The 25,267-nt window shown below is 67.0% G+C and carries 23 protein-coding genes; 9 read left to right on the top strand and 14 right to left on the bottom strand.

Annotated features, from left to right (window positions below):
* Positions 1-202 precede the first annotated feature (202 nt).
* Together ABC419_RS10240 and cphA are read right to left on the bottom strand one after the other, a co-directional pair.
* Positions 203-1,009, bottom strand: a complete 807-nt coding sequence (locus ABC419_RS10240) for a cyanophycinase (protein WP_412877576.1) — start codon at positions 1,007-1,009, stop codon at positions 203-205.
* A complete protein-coding gene (gene cphA, locus ABC419_RS10245; protein WP_412877575.1) occupies positions 1,002-3,431 on the bottom strand; it encodes a cyanophycin synthetase in 2,430 nt (809 codons plus the stop codon). The genes ABC419_RS10240 and cphA overlap by 8 nt, the downstream gene beginning before the upstream one ends.
* 350 nt (positions 3,432-3,781) lie before the next feature.
* Between cphA and ABC419_RS10250 the strand changes: the two genes are divergently transcribed.
* Complete coding sequence (locus ABC419_RS10250; RefSeq protein ID WP_412877574.1) at positions 3,782-4,702, top strand: iron-containing redox enzyme family protein; 921 nt, start codon at positions 3,782-3,784, stop codon at positions 4,700-4,702.
* A 441-nt stretch (positions 4,703-5,143) separates the two neighbouring features.
* On the opposite strand, the gene ABC419_RS10255 is transcribed toward ABC419_RS10250, so the two are convergent.
* The 7 genes from ABC419_RS10255 to ABC419_RS10285 all read right to left on the bottom strand — a co-directional run bounded on the left by ABC419_RS10255 (position 5,144) and on the right by ABC419_RS10285 (position 9,922).
* Positions 5,144-5,539 (bottom strand): hypothetical protein, encoded by a 396-nt coding sequence (locus ABC419_RS10255; RefSeq protein ID WP_412877573.1) that lies wholly within the window; start codon positions 5,537-5,539, stop codon positions 5,144-5,146.
* 74 nt (positions 5,540-5,613) lie between these two features.
* The gene (locus ABC419_RS10260) at positions 5,614-7,062 is read right to left on the bottom strand and encodes a L,D-transpeptidase family protein (protein WP_412877572.1); all 1,449 of its coding nucleotides are present in this window, start codon (positions 7,060-7,062) and stop codon (positions 5,614-5,616) included.
* Positions 7,063-7,124: 62 nt separating this feature from the next.
* Positions 7,125-7,358, bottom strand: coding sequence for a hypothetical protein (locus tag ABC419_RS10265; RefSeq protein ID WP_200165228.1), 234 nt, complete (start codon positions 7,356-7,358; stop codon positions 7,125-7,127).
* 94 nt (positions 7,359-7,452) lie between these two features.
* The gene (locus tag ABC419_RS10270) at positions 7,453-7,839 is read right to left on the bottom strand and encodes a hypothetical protein (protein WP_412877571.1); all 387 of its coding nucleotides are present in this window, start codon (positions 7,837-7,839) and stop codon (positions 7,453-7,455) included.
* Positions 7,840-7,841: 2 nt separating this feature from the next.
* Positions 7,842-8,654 (bottom strand): TIGR02587 family membrane protein, encoded by an 813-nt coding sequence (locus ABC419_RS10275; protein WP_412877570.1) that lies wholly within the window; start codon positions 8,652-8,654, stop codon positions 7,842-7,844.
* 59 nt (positions 8,655-8,713) lie between these two features.
* Complete coding sequence (locus ABC419_RS10280; protein WP_412877569.1) at positions 8,714-9,451, bottom strand: Crp/Fnr family transcriptional regulator; 738 nt, start codon at positions 9,449-9,451, stop codon at positions 8,714-8,716.
* Between the two features lie 150 nt (positions 9,452-9,601).
* Positions 9,602-9,922 carry a con-10 family general stress protein gene (locus ABC419_RS10285; RefSeq protein ID WP_412877568.1) on the bottom strand — a complete coding sequence of 107 codons (321 nt, stop codon included), beginning with the start codon at positions 9,920-9,922 and terminating at the stop codon, positions 9,602-9,604.
* 183 nt (positions 9,923-10,105) lie between these two features.
* On the opposite strand from ABC419_RS10285, the gene ABC419_RS10290 reads away from it, so the two are divergent.
* On the top strand, positions 10,106-10,324 hold the full coding sequence (locus tag ABC419_RS10290) for a hypothetical protein (RefSeq protein ID WP_412877567.1): 219 nt from the start codon (positions 10,106-10,108) through the stop codon (positions 10,322-10,324).
* A 5-nt stretch (positions 10,325-10,329) separates the two neighbouring features.
* Positions 10,330-12,390 carry a glycoside hydrolase family 65 protein gene (locus ABC419_RS10295; protein ID WP_412877566.1) on the top strand — a complete coding sequence of 687 codons (2,061 nt, stop codon included), beginning with the start codon at positions 10,330-10,332 and terminating at the stop codon, positions 12,388-12,390.
* Here ABC419_RS10295 and ABC419_RS10300 read toward each other — a convergent pair.
* The 5 genes from ABC419_RS10300 to ABC419_RS10320 form a co-directional block, all read right to left on the bottom strand.
* Positions 12,344-13,324, bottom strand: a complete 981-nt coding sequence (locus ABC419_RS10300) for a DMT family transporter (protein ID WP_412877565.1) — start codon at positions 13,322-13,324, stop codon at positions 12,344-12,346. The genes ABC419_RS10295 and ABC419_RS10300 overlap by 47 nt on opposite strands.
* Positions 13,321-14,199: an SDR family oxidoreductase gene (locus ABC419_RS10305; RefSeq protein ID WP_412877564.1), complete on the bottom strand. Its 879-nt coding sequence runs from the start codon at positions 14,197-14,199 to the stop codon at positions 13,321-13,323. Before ABC419_RS10305 ends, ABC419_RS10300 begins: the two co-directional genes overlap by 4 nt.
* Before the next feature lie 89 nt (positions 14,200-14,288).
* Positions 14,289-15,557 carry an NAD(P)/FAD-dependent oxidoreductase gene (locus ABC419_RS10310; RefSeq protein ID WP_412877563.1) on the bottom strand — a complete coding sequence of 423 codons (1,269 nt, stop codon included), beginning with the start codon at positions 15,555-15,557 and terminating at the stop codon, positions 14,289-14,291.
* Between the two features lie 156 nt (positions 15,558-15,713).
* Positions 15,714-16,625 (bottom strand): manganese catalase family protein, encoded by a 912-nt coding sequence (locus ABC419_RS10315; protein WP_200165237.1) that lies wholly within the window; start codon positions 16,623-16,625, stop codon positions 15,714-15,716.
* A gap of 23 nt (positions 16,626-16,648) precedes the next feature.
* Positions 16,649-17,167, bottom strand: a complete 519-nt coding sequence (locus tag ABC419_RS10320; RefSeq protein WP_200165238.1) for a ferritin-like domain-containing protein — start codon at positions 17,165-17,167, stop codon at positions 16,649-16,651.
* A 140-nt stretch (positions 17,168-17,307) separates the two neighbouring features.
* Here ABC419_RS10320 and ABC419_RS10325 point away from each other — a divergent pair, with 140 nt between their 5' ends.
* The 6 genes from ABC419_RS10325 (at position 17,308) to ABC419_RS10350 (ending at position 25,262) form a co-directional block, all read left to right on the top strand.
* Entirely contained in the window at positions 17,308-17,877 is a 570-nt protein-coding gene (locus tag ABC419_RS10325; protein ID WP_412877562.1) for an SRPBCC family protein, read from the top strand.
* Positions 17,878-17,898: 21 nt separating this feature from the next.
* Positions 17,899-19,074 carry a zinc-dependent alcohol dehydrogenase gene (locus ABC419_RS10330; protein ID WP_200165240.1) on the top strand — a complete coding sequence of 392 codons (1,176 nt, stop codon included), beginning with the start codon at positions 17,899-17,901 and terminating at the stop codon, positions 19,072-19,074.
* A 267-nt stretch (positions 19,075-19,341) separates the two neighbouring features.
* Entirely contained in the window at positions 19,342-22,722 is a 3,381-nt protein-coding gene (locus ABC419_RS10335; protein WP_412877561.1) for a response regulator, read from the top strand.
* A 7-nt stretch (positions 22,723-22,729) separates the two neighbouring features.
* On the top strand, positions 22,730-23,554 hold the full coding sequence (locus ABC419_RS10340) for a CheR family methyltransferase (RefSeq protein ID WP_412877560.1): 825 nt from the start codon (positions 22,730-22,732) through the stop codon (positions 23,552-23,554).
* Complete coding sequence (locus tag ABC419_RS10345; RefSeq protein WP_412877559.1) at positions 23,551-24,126, top strand: chemotaxis protein CheB; 576 nt, start codon at positions 23,551-23,553, stop codon at positions 24,124-24,126. The genes ABC419_RS10340 and ABC419_RS10345 overlap by 4 nt, the downstream gene beginning before the upstream one ends.
* Complete coding sequence (locus ABC419_RS10350; protein ID WP_412877558.1) at positions 24,123-25,262, top strand: hybrid sensor histidine kinase/response regulator; 1,140 nt, start codon at positions 24,123-24,125, stop codon at positions 25,260-25,262. Before ABC419_RS10345 ends, ABC419_RS10350 begins: the two co-directional genes overlap by 4 nt.
* Positions 25,263-25,267 lie beyond the last annotated feature (5 nt).

The raw sequence follows: 25,267 nt of genomic DNA on the forward strand, positions 1-25,267 counted from the left end.
CGCCCTCGCCGCGTGCGCGCTGGCCTTAAGGATCAAGAAAAGGAACAGTGCTCATGCGGCGAAACAAGGCGGCCTGGATCATCACAGGCGTATTCATTCTTATCGTAGTGCTTGCCGTATTCCTGACGCCGCGCGGGCGCGACATGAACGCGGCGCCCGGGACGCTCGTCGATCAACCGGACCCAGCCGCCCAATCAGGGAGCTAGTCGGCCGTGTCGCGCGCAGCCGCCGCAGGCCTTCGCGCGTCCAGGTCGAAGCCGTCGCCATGAGCCAGCACATGCATGCGGATGTCGAACAGCGACAGGGCGTCGTCAGCCTGGCCTTCCGCAATATTGGAATGAGTGGCGGCTTCGCCGTCGACCACATAGACTGCTCCGGCGCCCAAAACAGTCATCCGGCGTCCTTCGACCACGAGGGCGGTGTCCTCGTCTACGCCAAGGCCCAGCAGTCTCGGATTATGCGCCACGGCGCCGAGCAGACGTCCATAACGCCCACGCTCGGCGAAATGCTGGTCGATGATGGCGTCCCGCAGCAATCCCAGTCCCGGCGCCATATGCAGCTCGCCGATGCGATAGGATTCTTCGGCCGGTCCCTTCACAGGCATGGTCTCGCTCATGACGGAGGCGCCGGCCGAGGTGCCGGCGATCAGGCCGCCCCTCTCATACAGACGCCGAACGCTCCGTTCGATCGGAGTGTCTCCAATCTGGCTGGATAAGCGGAGCTGGTCGCCGCCGGTGAAGAAGACTCCCGCGGCGTTCTCGAAGGGGGAGAGCTTGTCGGCGTCCCAGCTTTCGGCGCGCTCGTCGACGTAGATTTCGACCAGATCGTCGACGCCCAATCCGCTGAAGGCCTTGCGATAGGCGTCGAAATAGCCATCCGGCTCATGGGAGGCGACGGTGCAGACGACCAGTCGGCCTCCCTTCAGTCGACGCGCCACCTCCTTGAGGATGAGGCGCTCGCCCATCTTGTCCTCGTGCCCGCCGATGATGATAAGCGCACCGTCAGCCATGAGCCGGTTCCAACAGGACTTCCGAGGGGCGATCTGCGGCCTCCGGGGGCCGCATCGCCTGCACCAGTCTTCCCAGCGCTCGCAGGCCTTCAGGATTATGAGCGTAGTCCAGGATCACCCTGAAGCCATGGCCGTCATGAACGTTCAGGCGGCCGGGGTTCTGCTCGAAGCTGGACGCAAAGCTGCGCAGCGACGATCCGATCCGATCCGCCTTGACGCCCAAGCCATGGCAAACGGCGACGGCCGCAAGGGCGTTGGCGACATTGAAGGCGGCGCGCCCCTCGAGGGTCGCCGGGATTTCGGCCGCGCAACACACCAGGTCCGTCCCGCCCCTGTCGTGGAGCTCGATGTCGTCGGTCGCAGCGTCATAAAGAACCGCAGCACCGCCTTCTGCGATATGCTTCAACACGAAGCCTGGCGTCTCGGCCCCGCCCCGCATGCTGAACCAGCACAGCCGACCGCCCGCGTGCCTGGCCATACGAATGGTCAGGGGGTCGTCAGCGTTGAGCACGCTCAGGCCCCGACGCGCCACGCTTTCGACCACCACAGACTTGATGCGGGCGAGATCTTCGAGCGTCTCGACCCCCTTAAGTCCCAGATGGTCGGGCTGAACATTCAGCACGCAACCGACGTCGCACCGGTCGAAGGCGAGACCTTCGCGAAGGATGCCCCCGCGGGCGCACTCCATCACAGCCGCCTCGACAGTCGGGTCGCGCAGCACCATGCGCGCGCTTCGCGGTCCGCTGGCGTCTCCCTTCCAGACCCGTTCGCCCCCTATGTAGACCCCGCTGGTGTTGGTGAGGCCCGTAGTCAGGCCTTGGACCGTCAGCACATGGGCGACCATCCGCCCCACCGTTGACTTGCCGTTCGTCCCGGTGACGGCCGCAATCGGCACGCGTGCGCGCGCCCCCGGCGGAAACATCATGTCGATGATCGGTCCCGCAACATCGCGCGGCGCGCCTTCCGACGGCGCCAGGTGCATGCGCAGCCCAGGGGCTGCATTAACCTCGACCACGCCTCCACCGGTTTCCCGTACGGACCGGCGAATATCCGGCGCCAGCATATCGACGCCAGCGACGTCCAGCCCCAGAGCCAAGGCGGCCCGTCGGGCGATAGCCGCATTTTCGGGGTGGATTTCGTCCGTGCGATCAATCGCCGACCCGCCTCTTGAGAGATTGGCCGCCGGATGCAGGCGGACCTTCTGACCGGCCGCCGGACGGTCCCGCATGGAAAGCCCCTGACGAAGGAGGCTGGCGAGGACGGCCTGGTCGTCGAGTCGAACCCGGGTCATGAACTTCTCGTGGCCGTCGCCGCGTCTGGGATCGCTGTTCAGCGCTTCGACCAGTTCGGCTACCGTGCTGAGCCCGTCGCCGACGACAAAGGGCGGCTGACGTTCCGACACCGCCACGACGCGCCCTCCAACCACCAGTATGCGATGGTCCCGGCCCTCCAGATGCCGTTCCACGATGACGCGCCGGCTGTGAGCGACAGCCCCGTAAAAGGCCCGGACGACCTCCTCCGGCTCCGACAGGGCGGTCGACACTCCGCGTCCATGATTGGCGTCCAAAGGCTTGACCGCCACAAGTCCGCCGAGGCGTCGCGCTGCGGCCTTGGCGGCCTCAGCGGATGAGACGATTTCGCCTTCGGCCACCGGACAACCGATGGCCGCCAGAAGGGCCTTCGCCTGGGCCTTGTCCCCGGCCAGCTCGGCCGCAATCAATCCCGTCCGGTCTGTCACGCTGGCGCGCAACATGCGTTGACGCGCCCCCCAACCCAGCCGGATCAGGCTCTGCCCATTCATCCGTTCGAGCGGGACGCCTCGGCGACGCGCGGCGTCCACCAACGCCTGGGTCGAGGGTCCCAGGGCGTGGCGCCGCATGAGGCCCGTCAGGGCCTCGACGGCCGCTTCCGCGGAGCGGATCTTTTCGACGCCTGGCGCAGTATCGTCGCTGCAGATCCGGTCCAGGCCTTCGACGCCGCTGAGTTCGATGGGCAGAAGACCGTCGCAAAGCTGCAGCGCGAGGCGGCCCGCCAAGAGGGCCGCTTCCTCCACGCCATACGCATAAAGGATGTCATAGACGCCGGGCCGACCGCGCACCGAGCGCGTCTTGCCGCGACTGACCGGCGCGCCGGCGAGGGTCTGCAACTCAAGCGCCACGTGTTCGACGACATGTCCAAACCAGGTCCCTGCCTCAAGGCGCCGCACGAACCCGCCGGGCTCCCCGTAGCAGCAGCCGTGGTTGCGGAGACCTGGTAGCAGGGTCAGCAGCAACGATCTGAAGTCCCCCAGACGATCCGTGGGCCAATTCTCCAAACGCCCGAGATCGAGCTGGATCCTGGCCATGGGCGTGGCGCTGTAGAGATGAGGTCCGCGATAGAGGGCGCGCTCCAGAACTCGCGCGGGACGGTCCGAAGACGTCATGCCGCCATCTCCATCCGAGCTGCGGGGGCGGTTACGCCTGCGACCAGGCAGCGGATCACCATGGCCGCCGCTATAGGGCGCGTCGGCGCCGTCCCCTGAAGCGCCGGCCGCGTCTCGCCTCGCGCAGATATCGTCCAAGTCCACGTCGATCCAGAGCCCTGGATCATCCAGTCAAAACCTTTGTGTTCCACTGCCTTACTCCGTTAGGGCTTGCTTGAACCCGCCCTCCCGGCGGCAGTTCCTGTGTCTTAAACCGGTCTCGCGCGTCCCCTGATCACGGCAATTTCCGCCTGCGGGAACCGCCCGATGAAACGCCGCGTATGGAGAGCCCAAGCACTCAGGAGCCGATCATGACCCGCTCGGGCCTCGCCTCGACCTTCCGCCCCTTCGACGCCCTCGAGCCGGCCGCGCTTCACCGCCGCCTGGCCGAATGGAATCATCGCCGCCTCAACCCCGCCCTGCCCCACGACGACTGGGAGAGGGAGCTTCGAGCGGACGCCGAAATGCGTCTTCTGGAGGGCGCGGCCATGGAACGCGCCCGCCAAGCGGCCCAGCCTTGGCTGGCCGACATGCCCACAGAGCCCGCCGACTTCGTCGGCTGGTTCGAGGCGCTTCAAGGGCGAGGTCCCGGTGAGAACGACCCGCTCTTCCCCTGGCTCGCCGAAACGGCGACGCTTGAGGACATGCGCTGGTTCCTGCTTCAGGAGGTGGCCGGCGAGGCGGGATTCGACGACCTGGTCGCCATGGCCCAGGTGAAGATGCCGATCAGACCGAAGCTGGAGCTTGCGCGCAACTACTGGGATGAGATGGGTCGGGGACGCGAGGGCGGCATGCACGGGCCCATGCTGGACCGGCTGGCCCAGGCGCTTGATCTCCGGCCCGCTATTGAGCGCACCGTCTGGCCATCGCTCGCGCTGGGCAACACGCTCGTGGCCTTCTCGACGACTCGACGCTACGCCTATCACGCCCTGGGCGCCCTGGGGGCGGTCGAGCTGACCGCACCCTGGCGGGCCGCTCACGTCGCCGAGGGCCTGAAGCGGCTGGGGATCGGGGCCGAGCGGAAGTACTTCGCCCTGCACGCCACCCTCGATGTGGAGCACTCCAAAGCCTGGAATGGGGAGATTCTGCGCCCCCTGGCGGCGGAGAGGCCCGACTGTCTTCGCGCCCTGGCTGAAGGCGCCGTCATGCGCCTGCAGGCCGGCGCGAAATGCTTCGAAGCCTATCGCGCGACGCTCTGGGGCCCGGACGCTGCGCTGAGGAGAGCCTCATGAGTTCTCGGGCGTCGCGCGACAGCAGAGGAAAGGCGCGGCCTCCGGGCGGGGATGCCGCGGCGATCGATCCGACCGTGACGCCCCCTGCGCGGACAGACGGCCGATCCGACGGCATCTCCTCCCCGGAAATCAAGGTCTACAAGGCCGGCGAGAACGCGAAAAGCGATGACCGTTCCACGGCGGCGGCGACGCGAACCACCTGATCTGGCTCACCTCCGGCCGGGAACTTCATCGGCCGCGACGGAAGAGACCTCGCGGGCGCCGCGCAGAAGGTCCTGGCCGGCGATGAAGACGCCCGACAAAGCCACGGCCCCCGCCGCGAGCCAGGCCGCTGTCCAGGCAAGCCGATGGGGCCGCCTTCGCGTGCGGCGCGGAAACGGGATGACCACGCCCCTGATGTCCTGGGGGCGGGATGCGCCGCAACCTGAACGGCGGAATGGTCTAGCCCTCCCTACGGGACCCGCCCTGAGCGGGTGAGCTGTCCTCGCCGGCATGATGTTCGATGCGGCCGCGCTCGACCTCCGTGCGGGCAAAGACTTCTTCCTGACCGTCGATCAGGAGCTCGGCGACCTCGCCGTCCCCGACGGCCCCGTCCGCGCTGGTGTAGACGCCGTAGTCGTCGAATCTCACGCTCCCGACTCCCACGGCCGAGCCCGCGAAACGATCATGTCGACTAGCCATGGCCGCCGTCGCGCGATCGCCGTCCGACATGGCGCCCCCGCCCTTCCCGGCCGTTTTGTTCCAACGTGGCGCCGCCGCGTCTGCGCTGGCGTCGTCCTCGGCGATCTCAGCCGCCGTTTCGTTCCCGCGCCCATATCGTTCCTGGAGTCCCGCCATGGTCTTTCTCCTGCTGCACCTGACCGATACGCATCCAACAGCCACGGGTGGCGAAGGTCCGCTTCCCGACATGCTCACAGACCATCCCAGCCATAGGGGTCGGGCCCAAGGATCAGCCCGCCGCCCGGCCGAGGCTCCGCCGTCAGATAGAGCAGATAGACAGGCACCGGCTCGACCAGATCCACCCGTTGCTCGGCCGAACCGTCAGCCAGATCCGCGAGGTTTCGGCCTGCAATCCATCGTCCGAAGGCTTGAGCGTCCTCCAACCGGACGCAGCCGGCGCTGAAAGCGCGCTGGGGGGCGCTGAAGAGACCGCGCGACGGCGTGTCGTGAAGATAGATGCCCAGATCGTTGGGCAACATGAACTTGACCGCCCCCATCATATTGCGGTCGCCCGGCAGCTGCCGCACGCGCACGCGTCGTTCGCCGGCCGCAACGGCCTTCCAATCGACCTCATCGGCGCGCAGGCGTCGTGCCTTCGGAGACCAGTCTGACAGGGCTTCGAAACCGCCCGCCTTCAACGCCGCGTCACCCCGGATGAGCGCCACCGGCGCGACCCGGCTCTGAACCAGATCCTGCGGGAGATTCCAGTAAGGGCTGAGCACGAGGTAACGCACGGCGCCGGCGAGCATCGGGGTGGGCGTGTCCTTGCGTCCGACGACCACGCGCATGGTCAGAACCGTCTCGCCGTTCTCCTTCGCCGTCAGAACTGCCGAAGCGATATTCACCTGCACGCGGCGGCGCGGTTCTGTTATCGGCAAGGCGCGGAGTCGAGCCATATTGGTCAGGATCAGCCTCTCATACTCCTCAGGATCGCGATTGAGCGCCCTGACCGTCGGCCCGTTCAGGATTCCGGTTGGGTCCAGGCCGTGCCATCGCTGAAAATCCTCCAGGCGCGAGGCCAATACGGGGTCAAGCATGGCGGATGCCCCGCCTGGCGCGAGGCCCAGCCGCGTCCGGAGGGCAGGCATGCGCTTATCGGTTGCGCCTGGGCGAACAGCCGGGCCCTCGCGCAACTGCAGTCGAGGGAGGTTGCGCCAGCGCCCTCGCCATTGTTCGAGCGTGTCTGCCAGACGTTCGTATTCTGGCGCCAGTCTGACGACATGTTCGGGCCCCTCTCGCCTGACCGCGCTCAGAGTTTCAGAGGGCGTAAGGGGTTTGAGCGATGCGGCGGGGTCGACCACCTGAACCATGGCTCCTGGGGAGCGAACATCGGAGGCGAAGCGGAAAAACGCTTCGGCGAGCGCTTCCTCCGCCTTCAGCGCGGCGCGCTGGTTCGGCCGCGCCGCCATTTCACTCAAGCGACTCTCAAGCGCAGGGGTCAGATACAGCTCGGACCGGAGCCCGTGCCTTTCCGCCGCCGCCATCAACTTCAGGACGGTTTCCGCTTCAGACGTGAGTCGTCCATCGCGGATCCACGTCCGCTCGTAAAGCTGCAGAGGCTCAGAGCTGGTCGACGGCCTCGGCGGCGACGCTTCGGGGCTGGACAGAGCCAACAACAGGCAGCCGCCGACGACGGCCAAGACCGTTCGTCGGCGATCACCCTGCCCCGCTCCTGGTTTAGTCGGTCGCGTCTTGCGAGGGCTCAGCCCCGTTCGCCGGCCCATTGCGAGGCCGAACCGTCCTGCATGGCGTTCTGCGACCCCATGGTGGAGCTCTGATTATAGGGCGTCGCCGTGTCCTGATTGGACATCTGGTCGGAGGATCGCGTCTGCATGCTGGGGTCAGGCTGATTATTCTGTGCGCCGGTGGTCTGGGCCACCGCTACGCCGCCAAGGATCAGGACGCCTAAGGCGCCGGCTGCGAGCATCTTCTTCATGTCGTTTCTCCGTCGATTGCACCCCGCTCGACAACGGGAGGTCAGACGGGCTGTTCCAGACAAGACAGCTCTGACCGGTCGTGGTCTCAAGCCGTTACGGCTCCGACCAGCCCAGCACGCGCAAAGCCGGATCCGGCTTGTTCGCCTGCGAGAAGACCAGGCTGGCCTTCTTCTCTCCCCGTCCGGGAACATAGTCGAGCGAGGCGCCGGAGCGTTCGCCGCCGACCTGACCCTCGATATCCACGGCGGCGGCGGCCAGGTCGCCCTGGTTGGCGACCACGACGTCGACCACCCATCCGCCGGATGAAGGTCGAACCGCCTCGCTTCTGATCGTCAGCGCCGCCGGCGAGGGAACCAAGAAGGCCGCTCGCGCCAGCACGCCCGCCGCAAAGAGGGTGATGAGGAGCCCAATCAGGGCGCAGGCGCACTGCAGCCGCGACACGTCCTTCTTCCCTGCTTTCTGCTTCTCCTTGTCCGTCACGACTACACCAGAAGCCGCGCGGCCGCGGCCCCGATCGCCGCCGGAAAGGCCAGGATCACGACATTGGCCATGAGCGCCTGGAGCCCATGACCGTCCGCCCCGCCGAACACCCACAGCATGGCGAGGCTGGCCAGCAGGCACAGGGCGTAGCCCGGCAGGGTGAAGTCGAAGAAGGCCCGAACCGGCGTTTCCGCCTCTTCCTGCCCCGCGAAACCCGCCTCGAAGACGATCAGGTGCAGCAAGATCACCGACAGGACCAGGACGCCCAGCGCGCCCATCGGCGTGGTCATATAGGCGATCAGCCGCATCTCCTCGGTCGGAGCCAGGTTCATGGCGAAGTAGAGGGCGCCGGCGAGCATCAGGAACAGCTCGCCCGGATAGGAGGCCTCATCCTCGTCGCCCTCGTCCGGATCGCCCGACAGCTGGCGCCGCGCCGCCAGGGCGCCCAGCGCGGCGGGCACCGCCTGCAGGGACATCTGTCCCACGGCGGACCCCGGCGAACTCAAATCCAGCACGTTGAAGACCAGCAGAAGCGCAGCGGCGGTGACGAAGCCCACGGCCAGGGCGACCAGCGTATCCAGCGCATTGTTGACCAGACCCCGGCGAGCCGAAAACCCGGCGTAATGCGCCAACCCGAACAGCACCGGCAGCGCCGCCAGCAGAAAGACGAGACGCCGCTCCGGTTCCGCAGCGAAGCCGAGCGCCCACATCTCCGTCGTCATCAGCAGGGGCAGGCTGAACAGCAGCGCGCCGCCGAAGGCTCGGCCCAGATCGCGGATGTAGGCGCTGTCGTCCGCCCGCGCGGCGTCCTGCATCGAAGTCATTCCCAAGCAACGCCGCCGTCCGGTTTCGGCTCCCGCAAGGGCTGTGCCCCTTAGTTCAACCGGTTGCGGAGGCGCCGTTCCGCAGGGCCGTCCGCCAAGCGGGCGTCGCAATCGCAGGCCGCTTCCGAAAGCGCGTCCTGATCGACGACAACCAGTCGCGCGCGACGAATCCGGACGGCGCCCCGGTCGTGCAGATGGCGGCACGCTGCGTTGACGCTGGTGCGCTGCAGGCCGAGCAGGCTCCCCAGTTCGCCCTGGGTGATTGAAATTCCCCTCTCCTCCCCGGCGGCGTTGTTGAGACGCGCGATCCATTTCGCCAGGCGCTGGAGGGCCGTATGCCGGGCGTTGCAGGCGGCCTCGACGCCGAGCGCGCGCGCGCGCGACGCGGCATAGGCGGCGAGAAACTGGTGAATCCAGGCGTCCCTCAACACGGCGTGGACTGGCTTCAACGGCGCGACATAGCCCTCGGTCGGCAGGACGGCTCGCGTCTCATGAGCCTGGAGGGTCGCGCCGATGGCGGCCTCCCAGCCCAGAACGCCGCCGGGAGGGATCACGCCCACGCAAATTCGCCGCCCGGACGGAAAGAAGCCCAGGGCGCCGTTCAGGACGAAATAGAGGGCGTCGCCTGGAGGAGACTCTCCCGCACCCAGCGGAAGGCGCCGCGCGGTTTCTGTCAGGACAGCCTGAACCTTCGGCGGCAGGACCACGTAGACGGGATGGTCCTCCAGCCTCGTCCTGCCGCGCGCGGACGAACGCCCGCCCCCGACATCGGCGTGAAATCCAGTCATGATTTGATCCAGAAGGCCCTTGGCTCTTGGTCCAAGCGGCGCCGAACGATTTCGTTCAATCAATGGTAAGCCCCTGCATCCGGGACGGTTCCTCCCGACGCGAAAAAGGAGGCCGCTGCCGCGGCCTCCTTTACACCCGGGCAAAAGGGATCAGCGTTCCCCGCCCTTTCGTCCGGCCTCCGCAGCGCGTTCGGGATCGTCGGCGAAATTGCCGCCGCGCCCCGAACCGTCGCTGTCATCGTCCCGACGCGAGGCGGAGGCTCCTCCCCCTCCATGCGAAGCCTGCCCGCCCTTCCGACCCGCTTCCGCCGCCAGTTCATGGTCCTTGGAGAAGCTGCGGTCTTCCGGATCGACGCTGGACCCGCCCTTGCTGGCGATCTCGCGCTGTTTGTCCTCGTCCATGGCGGCGAAGCCGCGATTGGACGACGACGAGCCTTGCTGTTGCTGACCCTGTTGCTGGTTCTCAGCCATTGTTCACTCCCTTGTTTTCACTGATCGCCCCGAGGGGCTCCCTTCCATCCCGCCCTCCTTCGCAGGGTTCACCCTTCGCCTGCCATTGACCGTCACCCGACAGAAGGCGCTCGCCCCGTCGCCGACGGGAACAATTTCAGGCCCCGTCCTCTCCTCAGTGCAAAGCCATGACGGGAGAGTCCGATGGGCCAACAGAAGCAGTCCGAGGGTCGAGAGCGAAACGCAGCCATCCCTGGCGGCAAGCCCGACGCCGACACGCCGGATGAGGTCGTGCGTCGGGTCGGACGCGAATCCCGCCGTCGCGCGGGTCCGGATGGCCCTGACGCGCGCGAGATCGGCGACACCTTCAAGAAGACGCCGACCGCACGCCCTTCCGACGCGAAGCCGCACGGCGGCGCCTGAGCGCCGTGCCTGACGTCGTCATCCCGCCCGTGGCCGGAGGTCCGCGCAACGGCGACCTCCCCGCCTATGTCAGCAACGGCCTGATCGGCCTTCGCGTGCGGGAGGTTCCCCTGATCGCCGGCATGGTGCTGGTCAGCGGCCTGGCGGGCGAACATCCGGAACGCCAGATCGAGGCCGCCGCCGCCGCGCCCTATCCCCTTGCGGGCGATCTGGCGTTGAACGGCGTCTGGATGAGCGACCAGCCCTGGGCGATCAGCGACCTGCGCCAGAGCTATGATTTCGCCTTCGGGGAGCTGTCCTCCCAGTTCCGCTTCACCGCCGCAGGACGGACGCTCTCGGTCGAAGTGCTGACCTTCGCCAGCCGGGCCGCGCCCGCCATCGTGGCCCAGAAAGTCCGGCTGACCGCCGACGCCGCCTGCGACCTGACCTTCCGCGCCCTGGTCGATATCGACGGGGTGCATGGGCGGATGCTTCGGCGCCGCACGGACACGCCCGGCGAGCCCGAGCCCGCGTGCGACGGCAGCCTGTTGTGGGAGACCGAAGGCGGCCTGGGTCGCTGCGGCGTCGCCCTGCTGACCGAAGGCCCGGACGGCGCCCGACGTCAGGTGATGGCGCATCCGCAAGGGCCGCTGTGCACCGAACATCAGTTGCGTCTGTCAGCGGGGCGTCCCGTACGTTTCCGTCAGCTCGCCGCCCTGATCCCGTCGGTCCAGCATGAACGGCCTGACGAGGAAGCCGTGCGGCGCGTTGCGCGGGCCGGGCGCACGGGCTTCGATGACCTGCGACGCTGCAATCGCGAGGCGTGGTCGGATCTGTGGCGCGGCCGCATCGTCGTGGACGGCGCCGCCCCGGACCATCAGGCGCTGATCGACGCCGCCTTCTACTATCTAAACGCCTCGGCGCACCCGGCCTCGCCGTCGTCGACCTCCATCTTCGGCCTCGCGACCTGGCACGACTATCACTACTACTACGGCCATGTGATGTGGGACGTGGACGCCTTCTGCCTGCCGCCTCTTCTGCTGATGCAGCCCGACGCGGCGCAGGCGCTGCTAGCCTTTCGCACACGCGGCCGGGCGACGGCGGGAACCAACGCCCGCCTGTCCAGCCGCCAGGGCCTGCAGTTCCCCTGGCAGGCCGCGCCGACGACCGGGCAGGAAGCCGCGCCGGGCGCCGGCGACGCGGCCCAGCATGAGGATCATGTCTCCCTTCACGTGGCGCGGGGCTTTTCGCTATACGCCGACGCGACGGGGGACGAGCGCTTCCTGAGAGAGGACGCCTGGCCGGTGTTGAGCGGGGTGGCCGACTGGTTCGTCAGCCGGGTTCAGCGGACGCCCCGCGGGTTTGAACTGCCGTGCGCCATGGGACCGGCAGAAGTGCCGCAACCGCCCGACAACGACGCCTTCACCCTGATGGCCGGGGCGGACATCCTTCGACGCGCGGGGCGCGCCGCCGAGCGCCTGGGCGAGCCGGCCCCGGCCGCATGGGCCGAGGTGGCGGCGAACCTCTATCTGCCCGTCCGATCGGACGGGGTGATCGCCGCGCACGACGGCTTCACCATTCGCGAACCCAAGGGGGCGACGCCTTCGCCGTTGGCGGGTCTGTTTCCCTATGACTATCCCGCCTCCGCCGCCCAGAGGCGAAGGACGCTGGATTTCTACCTGAAGCTCTGGCCCGATTATGTGGGCGCGCCCATGCTGCCGGCCCTCTACTGCGTCTGGGCGACGATGGCGGGCGACCGAAAGCTGGCGCTCAAGCTGTTCGAGGAAGGCTACGCCGCCTACGACCAGCCCCGTTTCCACCAATGTCTCGAGTACCGGTTGGATCAGGCCGAAGGCACGGCGGCCGGCCCTTTCTTCGCGAATCTGGGCGGACTGTTGATGGGCCTGACCTATGGCCTGACGGGCTTGCAGATCGACGACGGGCCGCCCGAAGCCTGGGCGCGGCGCCCTGTCGCTCTCCCGGAAGGCTGGAGGGAGATCAGGATCGAACGGCTGTGGGTCCGAGGGCGTCCCGCACGCCTTACTGCGCGGCACGGCGCCGAGCGCGCCGAACTGACATTCCTTTGAAGCGAAGCCGGGCCAGCACCCCTTCGCGATGCAGGATGTAGACCCCGCTCGACACCACAAACCCCATGCCCAGGGCCGCCGGTCCGTCCGGCATCCAGCCGAAGACGAGCGCGCCCAGCAAGGCGGCGAAGATCACCTGCGCATAGGAGAAGGGCGCCAGCAGGGACGCCTCGCCGCGCCCGTAGGCGGCGATCAACAGCAACTGGCCGACGGCGTAGCACAAGCCCATGGCGGCAGCCGCCGCCAGGGCGACCGGAGCCATCGGGGCAAACCACAGCGGCGCCGTCGCGCTGAGCAGGACAAAGCCGACAAGGGCGGAACAGAGCAGGGTCGCAGCCGGCGCGTCCTCGCCGCCGATGCGGCGCGTCAGGATGATGGCCGTCGCGCCGAAAAAGGCGGATCCGAGAGGGAAAAGCGCCGCCGTACTGAACAGCGCGCCGCCGGGTCGCAACAGAATTAGAATCCCGGCCAGACCGACCAGCAACGCCGTCCAGCGCCGCCTCGCCACGGCTTCGTGCAGAAAGAGAATGGCCATCAGCGTGGCGAAGGTCGGGGTCACGAAGGAGACCGCCGTCGCCTCCGGCAGCGGCAAATGGCCGAGCCCCAGGATGAACAGTCCGCCGGACGCCAGCACCGCCAGACCACGCAGTCCCTGCAAGAGCGGCCGCCGTATGCGCCACGCCGCCCGACCGCGATCTGCGGCGACGACCAGTCCCAGGGCCAGCATGGCGACATAGCGCACCCAGACGACCTGGGCCGGGGGCGTGTCGTGGGTCAGCAGCTTGGCGAAAACGTCCGCCAAGGCGCAAAGCCCGACGGCCCCGACCACCATCAGTATGGTCAGGCTCGACGCGGCGGCGGGCGTCACGCCGACGAGAACCGGCGGGGCCTCGCCGTCGGGTCCAGGCCAGGCGGCGACGGGACGGCCGCTCATGTCCAGTTGGCGCAGTCGGCGGCGTCGACGCTGATGGTTTCGCCGCTGACGAAACGCGCCTCATCACTGAGCAGGAACAGGACGACGGCGGCCACGTCCTCGGGCTTGATCCAGGCCAGGCCCATGGGGGTGGCGCCCTTGCGGGCCTCCAGATAGTCGTCGCGGGTCGGGTCGGGCTTGTCGGGAACCGCCTGGCGAAACCGCTGCGGGCTCGACATCATGGGGGTATCCGTCGGCCCCGGCAGGACCGCATTGACCGTCACGCCGTGTTCGGCGACCTCCAGCGCCGCCGTCTTGCACAGGCCGATCAGGCCGAATTTCGAGGCGACGTAGGCGCCTGCCTCCGCCTCAGCATGCTTGCCCGCGCCGCTGTCGATGGCGACGACGCGGCCGCGCCCGGCTTCCGTCATCAGGCGCAGGGCCGGCGCCATGACGTTGAAGACGCCGTGCAGATTGGTCCGCACCACGGCGTCGAACTGGTCGGGCGCCAGGTCCGTCAGCCGTCCTTCCAGGGTCACGGCCGCGTTCGCGATCAGGAAATCCAGCCGTCCGAAAGAGGCTCGCGCCGCTTCGATCAGAGCCTCGCCTTCGCTCGCCTCGCGTACATCCATGCGCAGGCCGATGCAGCGCACGCCGCTGGCGCCGGCCGCCGCGACCGTCTGGTCCAGGTCCGCCTGGGTCGCCTTGGGATAGGGAGTTCCGTCGGGCAGGCCTTCCAGAACATCGCCGATGACGAGATCGCAGCCCTCGCGCGCCAGAGCCAGGGCGATGGCGCGTCCTATGCCGCGCGCGCCGCCGGTGACCACTGCGACCCGGCCCTGGAATCGCGGGGGCGCGCCGGGAGGCGGGGCGGGCGTGGGATCGTGAGCATTCATGGAGACGGCCTCCCTTGCCGCCTCCCTGCAATCGCCGTCCCCGGACGCCGTTCCGGAGCGTCTGGATTCAGACTTTCATCCGGGCTCCCTCAGTGCAGCTTGAGCCGCCCGGACACGCGGCGCATCAGCAGGCGGGACAGGGCCAGAAGCGCTGTGCGCCGCAAGCCGATCACCGCGCGATAGTGGTCAAGGTGAAGGCTCATATAGGCCTGCCGCGCCAGCCAGCCCTCGATCAGGAAGTTCGGCCCGACCAGACCGCCCATCAGCGATCCCACGCCGCCTTCGCTGCCCAGGGACACCAGGGAGCCGCGGTCGCGATAGACATAGGGCCCCGGATCGCCCGCCTTGAGCAGGGCGCGAGCCAGATATCTGGCTTGCTGGGCCGCCGCCTGAGCGCGTGCCGGGACGAAGCCGGCGCCATGCGGAGTCTGGGCGCAGTCTCCCATGGCGTAGACGTCCGGGGCGGACGTCCTCAGACGATCGTCCGTCAAGAACTGATTGAGACGCCCGGTCTCAAGTCCGAAATCGCGATTGCGGGGCGACGCCAGAACGCCCGCCGCCCATACGGTCAGGTCCGATCGAATCCAGCCCCGGCTGGTCTGCAGTCCGTCCGCCGCAACCTGCTCAACCCTGGCGTCCACGGCGAGGGTCACGCCCCGGCGCTCCAGTTCCTGCGCCGCCTTGGCGGCCACGGTTTCGGGCAGACCGCCGAGGATGCGCGGCCCCGCCTCGACCACTGTCACCCCCAGATCGAACTTCTGATGGGCCCCCAGACCGGCCGAAAGGGCCCGGTGGCCTTCGATCAACTCGGTCGACAGCTCGACCCCCGTGGCGCCCGCTCCGACGATGGCGATGTCCAGCCTTTGGCCGGGCGCATAGGCCGAGGCCAGGAAGGCGCCGGTCAGGCGCCGGTTGAAGGCTTCGGCGTCCGCCACGTCCTCCAGCAGGTGGGCGTGCTCGGCGGCCCCCGGCGTATTGAACAGATTGGAGCCGCTGCCCATCGCCAGCACCAACCGGTCATAGGCCAGCGTTCGCGGCGGAATCAGAACCCGGCCGTCGTCGTCCCGCACTTCGGCCAGACTCAGCCTCTTTTCAGCGGCGTTCAGTCCCTCCAGGTCTCCGAAGGCGAAACTGAAGTGATTGCGCCGGGCCAGCAGCGGATACGCCAGGCCTTCCTGATGCGAATCAAGCGAGCCGGCGGCAACCTCGTGCAGGGAGGGCTTCCACAAGTGAAAGATGGTCCGGTCGATCAGCAGCACGCGTCGCGGACCTTCATTGCGGCCCAACGCGCGCCCCAGCCGGGCGGCGAGCTCCAGGCCGCCCGCGCCTCCGCCGACGATGATGATTTCGTGGCGCATGTTTTCTCCTCGCGTGGCAAAGGCCGAACCCGAGCCTCAATGCGGATATGGATACGGCCGACGCCTGACGCGCCGGCCGCTCCGCGAATGCGACGATGTTTCGCATCGTCCGTCCGCAACCCCCGCCTCCCCTTCTTGATGTGAAACGACCGCTCCCTAGCCCGGCGGAACGGATGGGACCGGCCGAGTTCGCCCCGCGCCTGGGCCGGCCCCGAGGTCCGCGCCGGTCAACGGATCGGATTCGGGATCGGAACGCGTGCGAGCGGCGAATGTCTCCACCGCCTTTTCTTCGTCGGCCGAAAGCGCCACCTCGGCGCGGCCGTCCCCGCCGTCGACAGCCATTTGAGCTTCGCGCTCGTCGACGGCGTCCCACTGCTCGCCCGTGTTCCACGGTCCGGATGCGTCGCCCTCGCCCTGGGACATGTTGTAGTATTTGTCCGCGAAGTCCGGATGGCCCGGCAGCTTGCCCGGCGGGAAGTTGGCGGGGATGGCGTAGAGGGCCTTCTCGAACGACTTCTGGTGGGCGACCTCACGCGTCATCAGAAAGGTCAGGGCGTCCTTGATTCCCGGGTCGTCGGTGACGTTGATCAGCCGCTCATAGACGATCTTGGCCCGCGACTCCGCCGCGATGTTGGAGCGTAGGTCGCAGGCCGGATCCCCGATCGAGTCCACATAGGCCGCCGTCCAGGGCACGCCCGCCGAATTGATCAGGGCCGCGCCGCCTCCATAGAGGATGGACGTGGTGTGGCTTTCGCCCCCCGACGTCATGCTGGCGTAGAGGTCGGCCTCCTCCTCCGCCGCCTCGGCCAGACGCCCCTTGGCGCCGCGGTTCAGCATGGCGACGATCGAACCGATGATCTCGAGGTGGCTGAGCTCCTCGGTCGCGATGTCCATCAGCATGTCGCGGCGGGCGACGTCCTCGTCCGCCAGACCCTGCGTAAAGTAGCGCATCGCCGCCGCCAATTCGCCCTGCGGCCCGCCGAACTGCTCCAGCATCAGGGTCGCCAGGGCCGGATTGGGTTCTGAAACCCGCACCGTGTACATCAGCTTCTTGTTGTGCATGAACATCTCGCGTCTCCTTGCGACAGCGATCAGCGGCTGGGGTTCTCGCCCGCGCGCTTCAGCATCAGGAATTTCTCGGTGAGGGCCGGCAGGCTCTGGTCCACCCAGGCCGCCATGCGCGCTTCTTCATCCAGCGAGGCGTTCAGCGGATCCAGGGCGACAGAGTAGCCGCCGTGCTCGGCCAGGACGATCAGTCCCTTGTAGGCCGCGACCTCATAGTTCTCGAAGGCGAAGTTGGCGAAGGCGTTCTTGAGAATTTCGTCCTCGGCGAAGGTGTGACCCAGGGCTGCCATGTTGCCGCTCATGGACATGGCGGCGTCCTTCAGACCTGACGGACTCTCGTCCAGGCCCGAGAGAATCTGCTCAAGCCGCGAAATCTGCTGCTCGGTTTCAAGCCGGTGCGCCTTCAGCTTCTCCGCCACCTCCATGAAATTTCTGGCGCGGTCGATCTGCCGATCCATCAAGGCCAGGGCCTGATGCTCCACGGCATGGGCGTTCTTCAGGCCAGTCACGAACACGTCGCGCCAGACGTCGTCGTTGTTGATCATGTCGATCTCCTTCGGTTTGCGGGTCTCTGGCAAACCGGCGGAGCGGATGAGGGGTCCGGCTGTCGGATACCCGTCACTTCATCGACCTCTGCAACGAACCCGCTGTCGGTCCATTGGCTCTTCACGCACCGGAGCCAGACATGACCGATCGTCCGATTTCGACTGACGCCGATGTGGATTCCTCGGCCTTCCGCGACAGCGACCTTCACGAAGGGCGCCACGCGGCCGACACCTTGCGCGCCATGCTGATCCGACGGCCCCGATCGGCCCTCTACAACTATTGGCGCGATCTTTTGAACCTGCCCGTCTTCTCGGAGACGGTGAAGTCTGTCGAAGTTCTGGACGCGACGCATTCCCGATGGGTCGTCGAAGGACCGGGCGGAAAGGACGTCGCGTTGACCTCCGTGATCACAGAGGACTTGGCGGACCGTCGCATCGCCTGGACCTCGACCGAAGGCTCCGACGTCGACCATGAGGGTTGGATCGAGTTCCGGGACCATCCTTTCGGGCGCGGCACGGAGGTGCGGCTCTTCATCAGCTACGATCCGCCCGGCGGGGCCGTGGGCAAGGCGATCGCCAAGGTCATGCAGCGCGAGCCGCGTCTGCAGGCGCGGCGCGAACTGCGGCGCTTCAAGCAGCTCATGGAGACGGGCGAGATTTCGACCTCAAGGGCGCCGGATGCAGCGCCGCGCGGCTCCCGCCGCCTCTGATCGCAGCAGAAAGGATCGCCCATGCGCGCCCTCACCTGGCACGGCAAGCATAACGTGCAGATGGACACTGTTCCCGACCCGGAGATCATCAACCCTCGCGACGCCATCATCAGGATCACGGCGACGGCCATCTGCGGCTCGGATCTACATCTGTACGACAGCTACATCCCCGGAATGTCGAACGGCGACATCCTCGGCCATGAATTCATGGGCGAGGTCGTGGACGTCGGGCGCGGAAACACCAGCCTGAAGAAGGGGGACCGGGTCGTGGTGCCCTTCGTCATCGCCTGCGGCCAATGTTTCTTCTGCCAGAAGTCCCTTCCCGCCGCCTGCGACAATTCCAATCCGGCGGATAAGGCCGACGCATCGGAGATCGCCTTCGGCCAGGTGATGACCGGCGCCTTCGGCTATTCGCACCTGACCGGCGGCTACGCCGGAGGACAGGCCGAGTATGCCCGCGTGCCCTATTCCGACTACGGGCCGATCAAGATCCCGGACGGCGTCGAGGACGAGAAGGTGCTCTTTCTGTCCGACATCTTCCCCACGGGCTGGATGGCCGCCGAGAACTGCCAGATCGAGCGCGGCGACACCGTCGCCGTCTGGGGCTGCGGGCCGGTGGGTCTGTTCGCGATCAAATGCGCCTTCCTTCAGGGCGCAGGCCGCGTCATCGCCATCGATCACCATCCCAACCGCCTGGCCCTGGCCAGGGCCAACGGCGCCGAGGTCCTCAACTACCACGAGGTCAAGGTGCGGGAGGCGCTCCAGGAAATGACGGCGGGCCTCGGGCCCGACAGCTGCATCGACGCCGTGGGCATGGAAAGCCACGGCTTCTCGCCCGACAACATCGTCGACGCCGTAAAGACCTCGACACGCATGGGGACAGACCGCGCCCACGTGTTGCGCGAAACCATCATGGCGGTGCGCAAGGGCGGCACGGTGTCTGTACCTGGCGTCTACGGCGGCTTCGCGGACAAGGTGCCGGTCGGCGCCTTCATGCAGAAAGGCCTGACCCTCAAAACCGGCCAGACACATGTCCAGCGCTATCTCCCCGCCCTGCTCGAGATGATCCTGGACGGCCGCATCGACACCACTGATCTGATCAGCCACCGCCTGCCGCTCGAGCAGGCCCCCAAGGCCTACCGCAACTTCAAAGAGAACCAGAACGAATGGACGAAGGTGGTGCTTCATCCGGGATGAAGCTGCAGCAGGCGCTGCGACGCCGGGCCTTTCCGCCGCTGCGTCAGATTCTGGAGCTCGCCGCACCTTTCTCCTGAGAGCCGCAGCTGGGCCACGGGGCGATGAGCCGCATCGTTCATCAGCAAGTCTGTGCGGCGAATCCAGCATAGGTTATTGCAAGGTCTGCACGCGTCCTTAGGCAGGGCGCTCTCGCTCCTCGCTCCTCGCTCCTCGCTCAGGGTTCACAACTTGATGAAATCGTCACGTCGTCCGTCTGCGGGCTCGAAGATGGAGGCTTGGGCCGTTCTGGGGCTGGCCCTGGTTCTTTCCTTCTTCCTCGCCACCGGGCTTATCGCCTGGAGGAATGTCGAAGTTCTTCGAGCCAACAACCAGCAGATCATTCACACGCACCAGGTGATCGTAGCGGTCGACGAACTGCTGGCCGCCGCCCAGGACGCCGAGACAGGCCAGCGCGGCTATCTGCTGACCGGCGACGTCTCCTATCTCCAGCCCTATGAGGCGGCGACCGGGAATCTGAGCCGACGGCTGAACGAAGTCGCCGACCTGACTCGCGACAACCCTGTCCAACAAGGTCACCTGAATCAGCTGCGCGCTCGCCTCGACGCCAAACTGGCCGAGCTGGACGCGGCCCTACAGGCGCGCCGCACCGAGGGCATGCAGGCCGCGCTGGCGCGGATGGCCACGGATCAGGGCAAGCAGGAGATGGACGCGATCCGGGCCCAGGTCGCCCTCATGCGTCAGGAAGAGCAGAGCGTGCGTCAGCAGCGACTGACGGAAATGAACGCCGCCTATCGCACGGCGCTGATCAGCGGCGTGCTTTCGGGCGTGCTCGGTGCTGTCCTGACGATCACGGTCTTCATGCTGGTCCGTCGCAGCGCCAGGGCGCGCGCGCGCCAGGAATGGCTGCATGAAGGCCAGGTGGGCCTCGGCGTCGCCATGATGGGGGATCAGTCGCTGGAACAGCTGGGAGACAGCATTCTCGCCTATCTGGGACGGTACGCCGGCGTCCAGGCGGCCGCCCTGTTCAAAGGCGAAGGCGGCCTTTATCGACGCATCGCCGCGGTCGGCGTCCCGTCGGACGCGCCCGTCGCTGAACGCTTCGGCCCGCGCGAGGGGCTGCTCGGGCAGGTGGCGGCGGACGGTCAGATTCTGACCCTGTCCGACGTGCCTGAGGGCTATCTGACGATCGGTTCGGCCCTCGGCCGCGACAAGCCGAGGCACCTGGTGATCGCCCCCGCCCGGGCGGACGGCGCGGTCAATGCGGTTCTGGAACTCGGCTTTCTGCACACGCCGGACGAACGGCTTATGGCCCTGCTTGAAGAAACCGGGCCCGCCATCGGCACAGCCTTGCGCTCGGCCCGCTACCGCGCCCAGCTGCAGAACATGCTGGAGGAAACCCAGCGCCAAGCCGAGGAGCTCCAGGTCCAGAGCGAGGAGTTGCGCGTCTCCAACGAAGAGTTGGAGGAACAGGGTCGGGCGCTGAAGGAATCCCAGACGCGACTGGAGCAGCAGCAGGCGGAGCTGGAGCAGACCAACAGCCAACTGGAGGAGCAGGCCCAGTTGCTGGAAACCCAGCGCGACGATCTGGAGCGCGGCGCCTCGGCGCTGACGCTGAAGGCGCGCGAACTCGAACAGGCCAGCCAGTATAAGTCCGACTTCCTGGCCAATATGTCCCATGAGCTGCGGACCCCGCTCAACTCCCTGCTGATCCTGTCCAAACTTCTGGCCGACAACCCAGAGGGAACGCTGTCGGAGGAACAGGTCAACTACGCCCGCACGATTCAGTCGTCCGGCAATGATCTCCTGGCCTTGATCAACGACATCCTCGACCTGTCCAAGATCGAGGCAGGCCACATTCAGGCGCGTCCCGAGGCGGTGTCGATGCAACGGTTGACGGAGGACGTCCGGCAACTCTTCCAGCCGGTGGCGGACGATCGCGGTCTGGCCTTCGAGATCGAACTGGACGCTGGAGCCGATCTGATGGAGACGGATCGCCAGCGGCTGGAGCAGATTCTCAAGAACCTGCTGTCGAACGCCTTCAAGTTTACGGAAATCGGGGGTGTGAAGCTGGGCATATCGGCCCAGCCCGGGGACAGGATCGCCTTCGCCGTGTCGGATACCGGCATCGGCATATCCCCCGAGCAGCAGACGGGGATTTTCGAGGCCTTCCAGCAGGCCGACGGAACCATCAGCCGCAGATACGGCGGCACGGGCCTGGGCCTGTCGATCTCGCGCGAACTGGCGCGCCTGCTCGGCGGACGGATCACCCTGGAAAGCCGAGTGGGCGAAGGGAGCGTCTTCACTCTGACCCTGCCACGCGCCTATGACGCTGCGCAGGTCGCTCCGCGCGAGACGCCTGCCCCTGCCCCGCATGTTTCCCCCCCGTCGAAACCGCCTCCCGAGCGGCGTCAATCAATGTCTGCGAGCGTCGAGGACGACCGCGATCATCTGGCCGGAACGCGCCGCCTGCTGCTGGTTGTCGAGGACGACGACCGCTTCGCCGCCATCGTCCGCGACCTGTCCCGCGAGCTGGGCTTCCAGTGCATCGTGGCGGGCACGGCCCAGGAGGCTCTCAAGCTGGCCAAGCGCCATCGTCCCAGCGCGGTCGTGCTGGACGTGGGCCTGCCCGATCAGTCAGGGCTGACCGTTCTCGACGTGCTGAAGCGCGACGATGACACCCGCCACATCCCCATCCACGTCGTCTCGGCCGAGGATCACAGCCAGACCGCCCTGTCGCTGGGCGCCATCGGCTATCTGGTCAAGCCGGTGAAGCGCGAGGATCTCGCCGAGGTTCTGCGCACTCTCGAGGACACGCTGACCCGCACCGTGCGTCGCGTGCTCATCGTGGAGGACGATCTGGTCCAGCGCGACGCGGTGAGCCGCCTGCTGGCCTCCGGCGACGTAGAAACCGTAGGCGTGGGCACGGCCGCCGAATGCCTGGAGCAACTCAGAACCCAGACCTTCGACTGCATGGTGCTGGATCTCACCCTGCCTGACGCGTCGGGCTTCTCCCTGCTGGAGACCCTCAGCCGCGAGGGCGGCCATGGCTTCCCGCCCGTGATCGTCTATACGGGGCGCGATCTGTCGCCCGATCACGAGCAGCAGCTGCGCCGCTATTCGAGCTCCATCATCATCAAGGGCGCCAAGTCGCCGGAGCGGCTGCTCGACGAGGTCTCCCTCTTCCTCCATCAGGTGGTGTCCGAGCTTCCGCCCGAGCAGCAGAAGATGATCCGCAAGGCGCGCAATCGCGACGCCGTGCTGGAAGGGCGCCGGATTCTGATCGTCGAGGACGACGTCCGCAACGTCTACTCCCTGACCAATGTCCTTGAACCGCGCGGCGCCCTGGTGGAGATCGCCCGCAACGGCAGGGAAGCGCTCGAGGCGCTGGAGCAGGCCTCGACCGATCCTTCGAAGGCTGTCGACCTTGTGCTGATGGACGTGATGATGCCGGTCATGGACGGCCTGACGGCGACGCGTGAAATGAGAAAGGATCCGCGCTGGAAGACGCTGCCGGTGCTGATGCTCACCGCCAAGGCCATGCCGGACGACCAGGAGCGCTGTATGGCGGCCGGGGCGAACGACTACATGGCCAAGCCGCTGGACGTGGACAAGCTGCTGTCCCTGGTCCGCGTCTGGATGCCCCGCTGAGCCCGCCATGACGAACGAGATCGAGGATATCGAGATCGGTCTGCTGCTGGAGGCGCTATACCAGCGCTACCATTACGACTTCCGCCAGTACGCACGGGCGTCGATCAAGCGCCGCCTGATTCAGGCGCGCAGCCATTTCGGCCTGCCGAGCCTGACGGCCCTGCAGGAACGGGTCCTGCACGATCCCGAAATGCTGCCTCGTCTGCTCGCCTTCCTGACAGTTCAGGTCAGCGAGATGTTCCGCGATCCCGGCTACTTTCGCGCCCTGCGTGAGCAGGTGCTGCCCCATCTGCGCACCTATCCCTCGCTCAAGGTGTGGATCGCGGGGTGCAGCGCCGGGGAGGAGCTGTATTCCATGGCCATCCTGTTCCGCGAGGAAGGCCTGTTCGATCGCACCCTCTTCTACGCCACCGACATCAATCCCGACGCCCTGCGCGCCGCGGAAGCGGGGATCTATCCCCTCGATCGAATCCGCAAATTCACCGAAAATCACCAGAAGTCCGGCGGCCGTTCGTCCCTGTCCGACTACTATAGGGCGGATTATGGCCGGGCGGTCTTCGACAAGTCTCTGCGCGCCAATGTCGTCTTCTCGGACCACAGCCTAGTCACGGACGCCGTCTTCGCCGAGATGCAGCTCATCTCCTGCCGCAACGTCATGATCTATTTCGACCGGGGCCTTCAGGATCGCGCCGTGGGCCTGTTCAAGGACTCCCTGGCGCGCAACGGCTTTCTGGGGATCGGGTCGAAGGAAAGCCTGCGCTTCTCGCGCCATGCGGCCGCCTTCTCCGAGTTCGTCCCGGCGGAGAAGATCTACAGGAAACGCGAACCATGAGTTCGTCGCCCGACCGGGCCGTGGTGATCGGCGCCTCCGCCGGTGGGGTGCAGGCCCTGCTCGCCCTCCTCCCGACGCTGTCGGCGGACTTCCCCTGGCCGATCTTCATCGTCCTGCACGTCCCGGCCGATCGCAGCAACGTCCTGGCCCCCCTGTTCGAGGCCAAATGCCGGGTCGAGGTCAAGGAGGCCGAGGACAAGGAGACCGCCCGTCCCGGCGTGGTCTATTTCGCCCCCTCGGACTACCACCTTCTGGTCGAGAGCAACGGCGATCTGGCCCTGTCCTCCGACGAAGCCGTCAACTATTCCCGTCCCTCCATCGACGTGCTGTTCGAAAGCGCGGCGGACGCCTACGGCGCCGGCCTGACCGGGGTGATCCTGACCGGCGCCAATGAGGACGGCGCGGCCGGGCTGAGCGCCGTCGCCGCCGCGGGCGGCGCCGCCCTGGTGGAGGAGCCGGCCGCCGCCTACGCCCAGGCCATGCCCCAGGCCGCCCGCAACGCCTGCGCGGCGGCCGTCGCCCTGCCCCTCGAAGGCATCGCCGAACATCTGAAAGGTCTCGAAACAGAATGAGCAGCCCGGAACAGCCGATTCACCTCCTGCTGGTCGACGACCTTGAAGAGAACCTGCTCGCGCTGGAGGCGCTGCTGAAGCGGGAGGACATCGTCTGCCTGAAGGCCCGCTCGGGCGACGAGGCGCTGGAGCTGCTGCTGGTCCACGATGTCGCCCTGGCCCTGGTGGACGTGCAGATGCCGGGCATGGACGGTTTCCAGCTGGCTGAGTTCATGCGCGGCAATGTGAACGCGCGTCACGTCCCCATCATCTTCGTCACGGCGGGAAGCGCCGACCTGCAGCGACGGTTCAGGGGCTATGAGGCCGGGGCGGTCGACTTCATCCAGAAACCGATCGAAACCGACATCCTGCGCAGCAAGGCGAACGTTTTCATCGACCTCTATCGTCAGCGCATGGAGATTCTCGCCCAGCGCGATGAACTGGAGGCCTACGCTAACGCCCTGCGCGCGGCCGACCGCCGCAAGAACGACTTCATCGCCATGCTGGGCCATGAGTTGCGCAACCCGATCATGGCGCTCCGCGCCGGTCTTCAGCTTCTGGAGCGCCAGTCGGACAAGAACCGCAAGGCCGACATCCAGGCGCGGATGGAGGTTCAGGCCCACCACCTCTCGCGGCTGATCGAGGACCTGCTCGACGTCGCCCGGATCGACCAGGGCAAGATTTCCCTTCAGCGCGAGCGTGTGAGTCTGCAGAGCGTCATCGAGTCCGCCGTGGACACCAGCCGCCCCAAGATCGAGGCGGGCGCGCATGACCTGACGGTCGTCCTGCCTTCCCAGCCCCTATGGCTGGAAGGCGATTTCACCCGCCTGTCGCAGGTGGTCAGCAATCTGCTGACCAACGCCGCCAAATACACGCCGTCCGAAGGACAAATCCGTGTTTCCGCGGATGTCGTCCAGGACGAGGTGCGGATCGACATCGCCGACAACGGCGTGGGCGTGCCGCATGACATGCAGGGCCGCATCTTCGATCTGTTCACTCAGTCGAAGGGGCCGGACGATCGCTCGCGCGAAGGTCTCGGCATCGGCCTGGCTCTCGTAAAGCAGTTGGTCGAGATGCATGACGGAGCCATAGAGCTGGCCAGCGACGGCCCCGGTCGAGGCAGTTGCTTCACACTGCGTTTTCCGGTCGTCGCCTGACCGGC

The organism is Brevundimonas phoenicis (genome assembly GCF_047237745.1).
Taxonomy (GTDB): Bacteria; Pseudomonadota; Alphaproteobacteria; order Caulobacterales; family Caulobacteraceae; genus Brevundimonas.

Excerpts from the sequence above, each read along its gene's own strand:
- ABC419_RS10280 (WP_412877569.1), bottom strand. The coding sequence starts at position 9,451 with ATGACTGGATTTCACGCCGATGTCGGGGGCGGGCGTTCGTCCGCGCGC.
- ABC419_RS10340 (WP_412877560.1), top strand. The coding sequence starts at position 22,730 with ATGACGAACGAGATCGAGGATATCGAGATCGGTCTGCTGCTGGAGGCG.
- ABC419_RS10315 (WP_200165237.1), bottom strand. The coding sequence starts at position 16,625 with ATGTTCATGCACAACAAGAAGCTGATGTACACGGTGCGGGTTTCAGAA.
- ABC419_RS10290 (WP_412877567.1), top strand. The coding sequence starts at position 10,106 with ATGGGCCAACAGAAGCAGTCCGAGGGTCGAGAGCGAAACGCAGCCATC.
- ABC419_RS10320 (WP_200165238.1), bottom strand. The coding sequence starts at position 17,167 with ATGATCAACAACGACGACGTCTGGCGCGACGTGTTCGTGACTGGCCTG.
- ABC419_RS10275 (WP_412877570.1), bottom strand. The coding sequence starts at position 8,654 with ATGCAGGACGCCGCGCGGGCGGACGACAGCGCCTACATCCGCGATCTG.
- ABC419_RS10255 (WP_412877573.1), bottom strand. The coding sequence starts at position 5,539 with ATGGCGGGACTCCAGGAACGATATGGGCGCGGGAACGAAACGGCGGCT.
- ABC419_RS10325 (WP_412877562.1), top strand. The coding sequence starts at position 17,308 with ATGACCGATCGTCCGATTTCGACTGACGCCGATGTGGATTCCTCGGCC.
- ABC419_RS10330 (WP_200165240.1), top strand. The coding sequence starts at position 17,899 with ATGCGCGCCCTCACCTGGCACGGCAAGCATAACGTGCAGATGGACACT.
- ABC419_RS10240 (WP_412877576.1), bottom strand. The coding sequence starts at position 1,009 with ATGGCTGACGGTGCGCTTATCATCATCGGCGGGCACGAGGACAAGATG.
- ABC419_RS10250 (WP_412877574.1), top strand. The coding sequence starts at position 3,782 with ATGACCCGCTCGGGCCTCGCCTCGACCTTCCGCCCCTTCGACGCCCTC.
- cphA (WP_412877575.1), bottom strand. The coding sequence starts at position 3,431 with ATGACGTCTTCGGACCGTCCCGCGCGAGTTCTGGAGCGCGCCCTCTAT.
- ABC419_RS10350 (WP_412877558.1), top strand. The coding sequence starts at position 24,123 with ATGAGCAGCCCGGAACAGCCGATTCACCTCCTGCTGGTCGACGACCTT.
- ABC419_RS10285 (WP_412877568.1), bottom strand. The coding sequence starts at position 9,922 with ATGGCTGAGAACCAGCAACAGGGTCAGCAACAGCAAGGCTCGTCGTCG.
- ABC419_RS10265 (WP_200165228.1), bottom strand. The coding sequence starts at position 7,358 with ATGAAGAAGATGCTCGCAGCCGGCGCCTTAGGCGTCCTGATCCTTGGC.
- ABC419_RS10305 (WP_412877564.1), bottom strand. The coding sequence starts at position 14,199 with ATGAATGCTCACGATCCCACGCCCGCCCCGCCTCCCGGCGCGCCCCCG.
- ABC419_RS10300 (WP_412877565.1), bottom strand. The coding sequence starts at position 13,324 with ATGAGCGGCCGTCCCGTCGCCGCCTGGCCTGGACCCGACGGCGAGGCC.
- ABC419_RS10335 (WP_412877561.1), top strand. The coding sequence starts at position 19,342 with ATGGAGGCTTGGGCCGTTCTGGGGCTGGCCCTGGTTCTTTCCTTCTTC.
- ABC419_RS10310 (WP_412877563.1), bottom strand. The coding sequence starts at position 15,557 with ATGCGCCACGAAATCATCATCGTCGGCGGAGGCGCGGGCGGCCTGGAG.
- ABC419_RS10345 (WP_412877559.1), top strand. The coding sequence starts at position 23,551 with ATGAGTTCGTCGCCCGACCGGGCCGTGGTGATCGGCGCCTCCGCCGGT.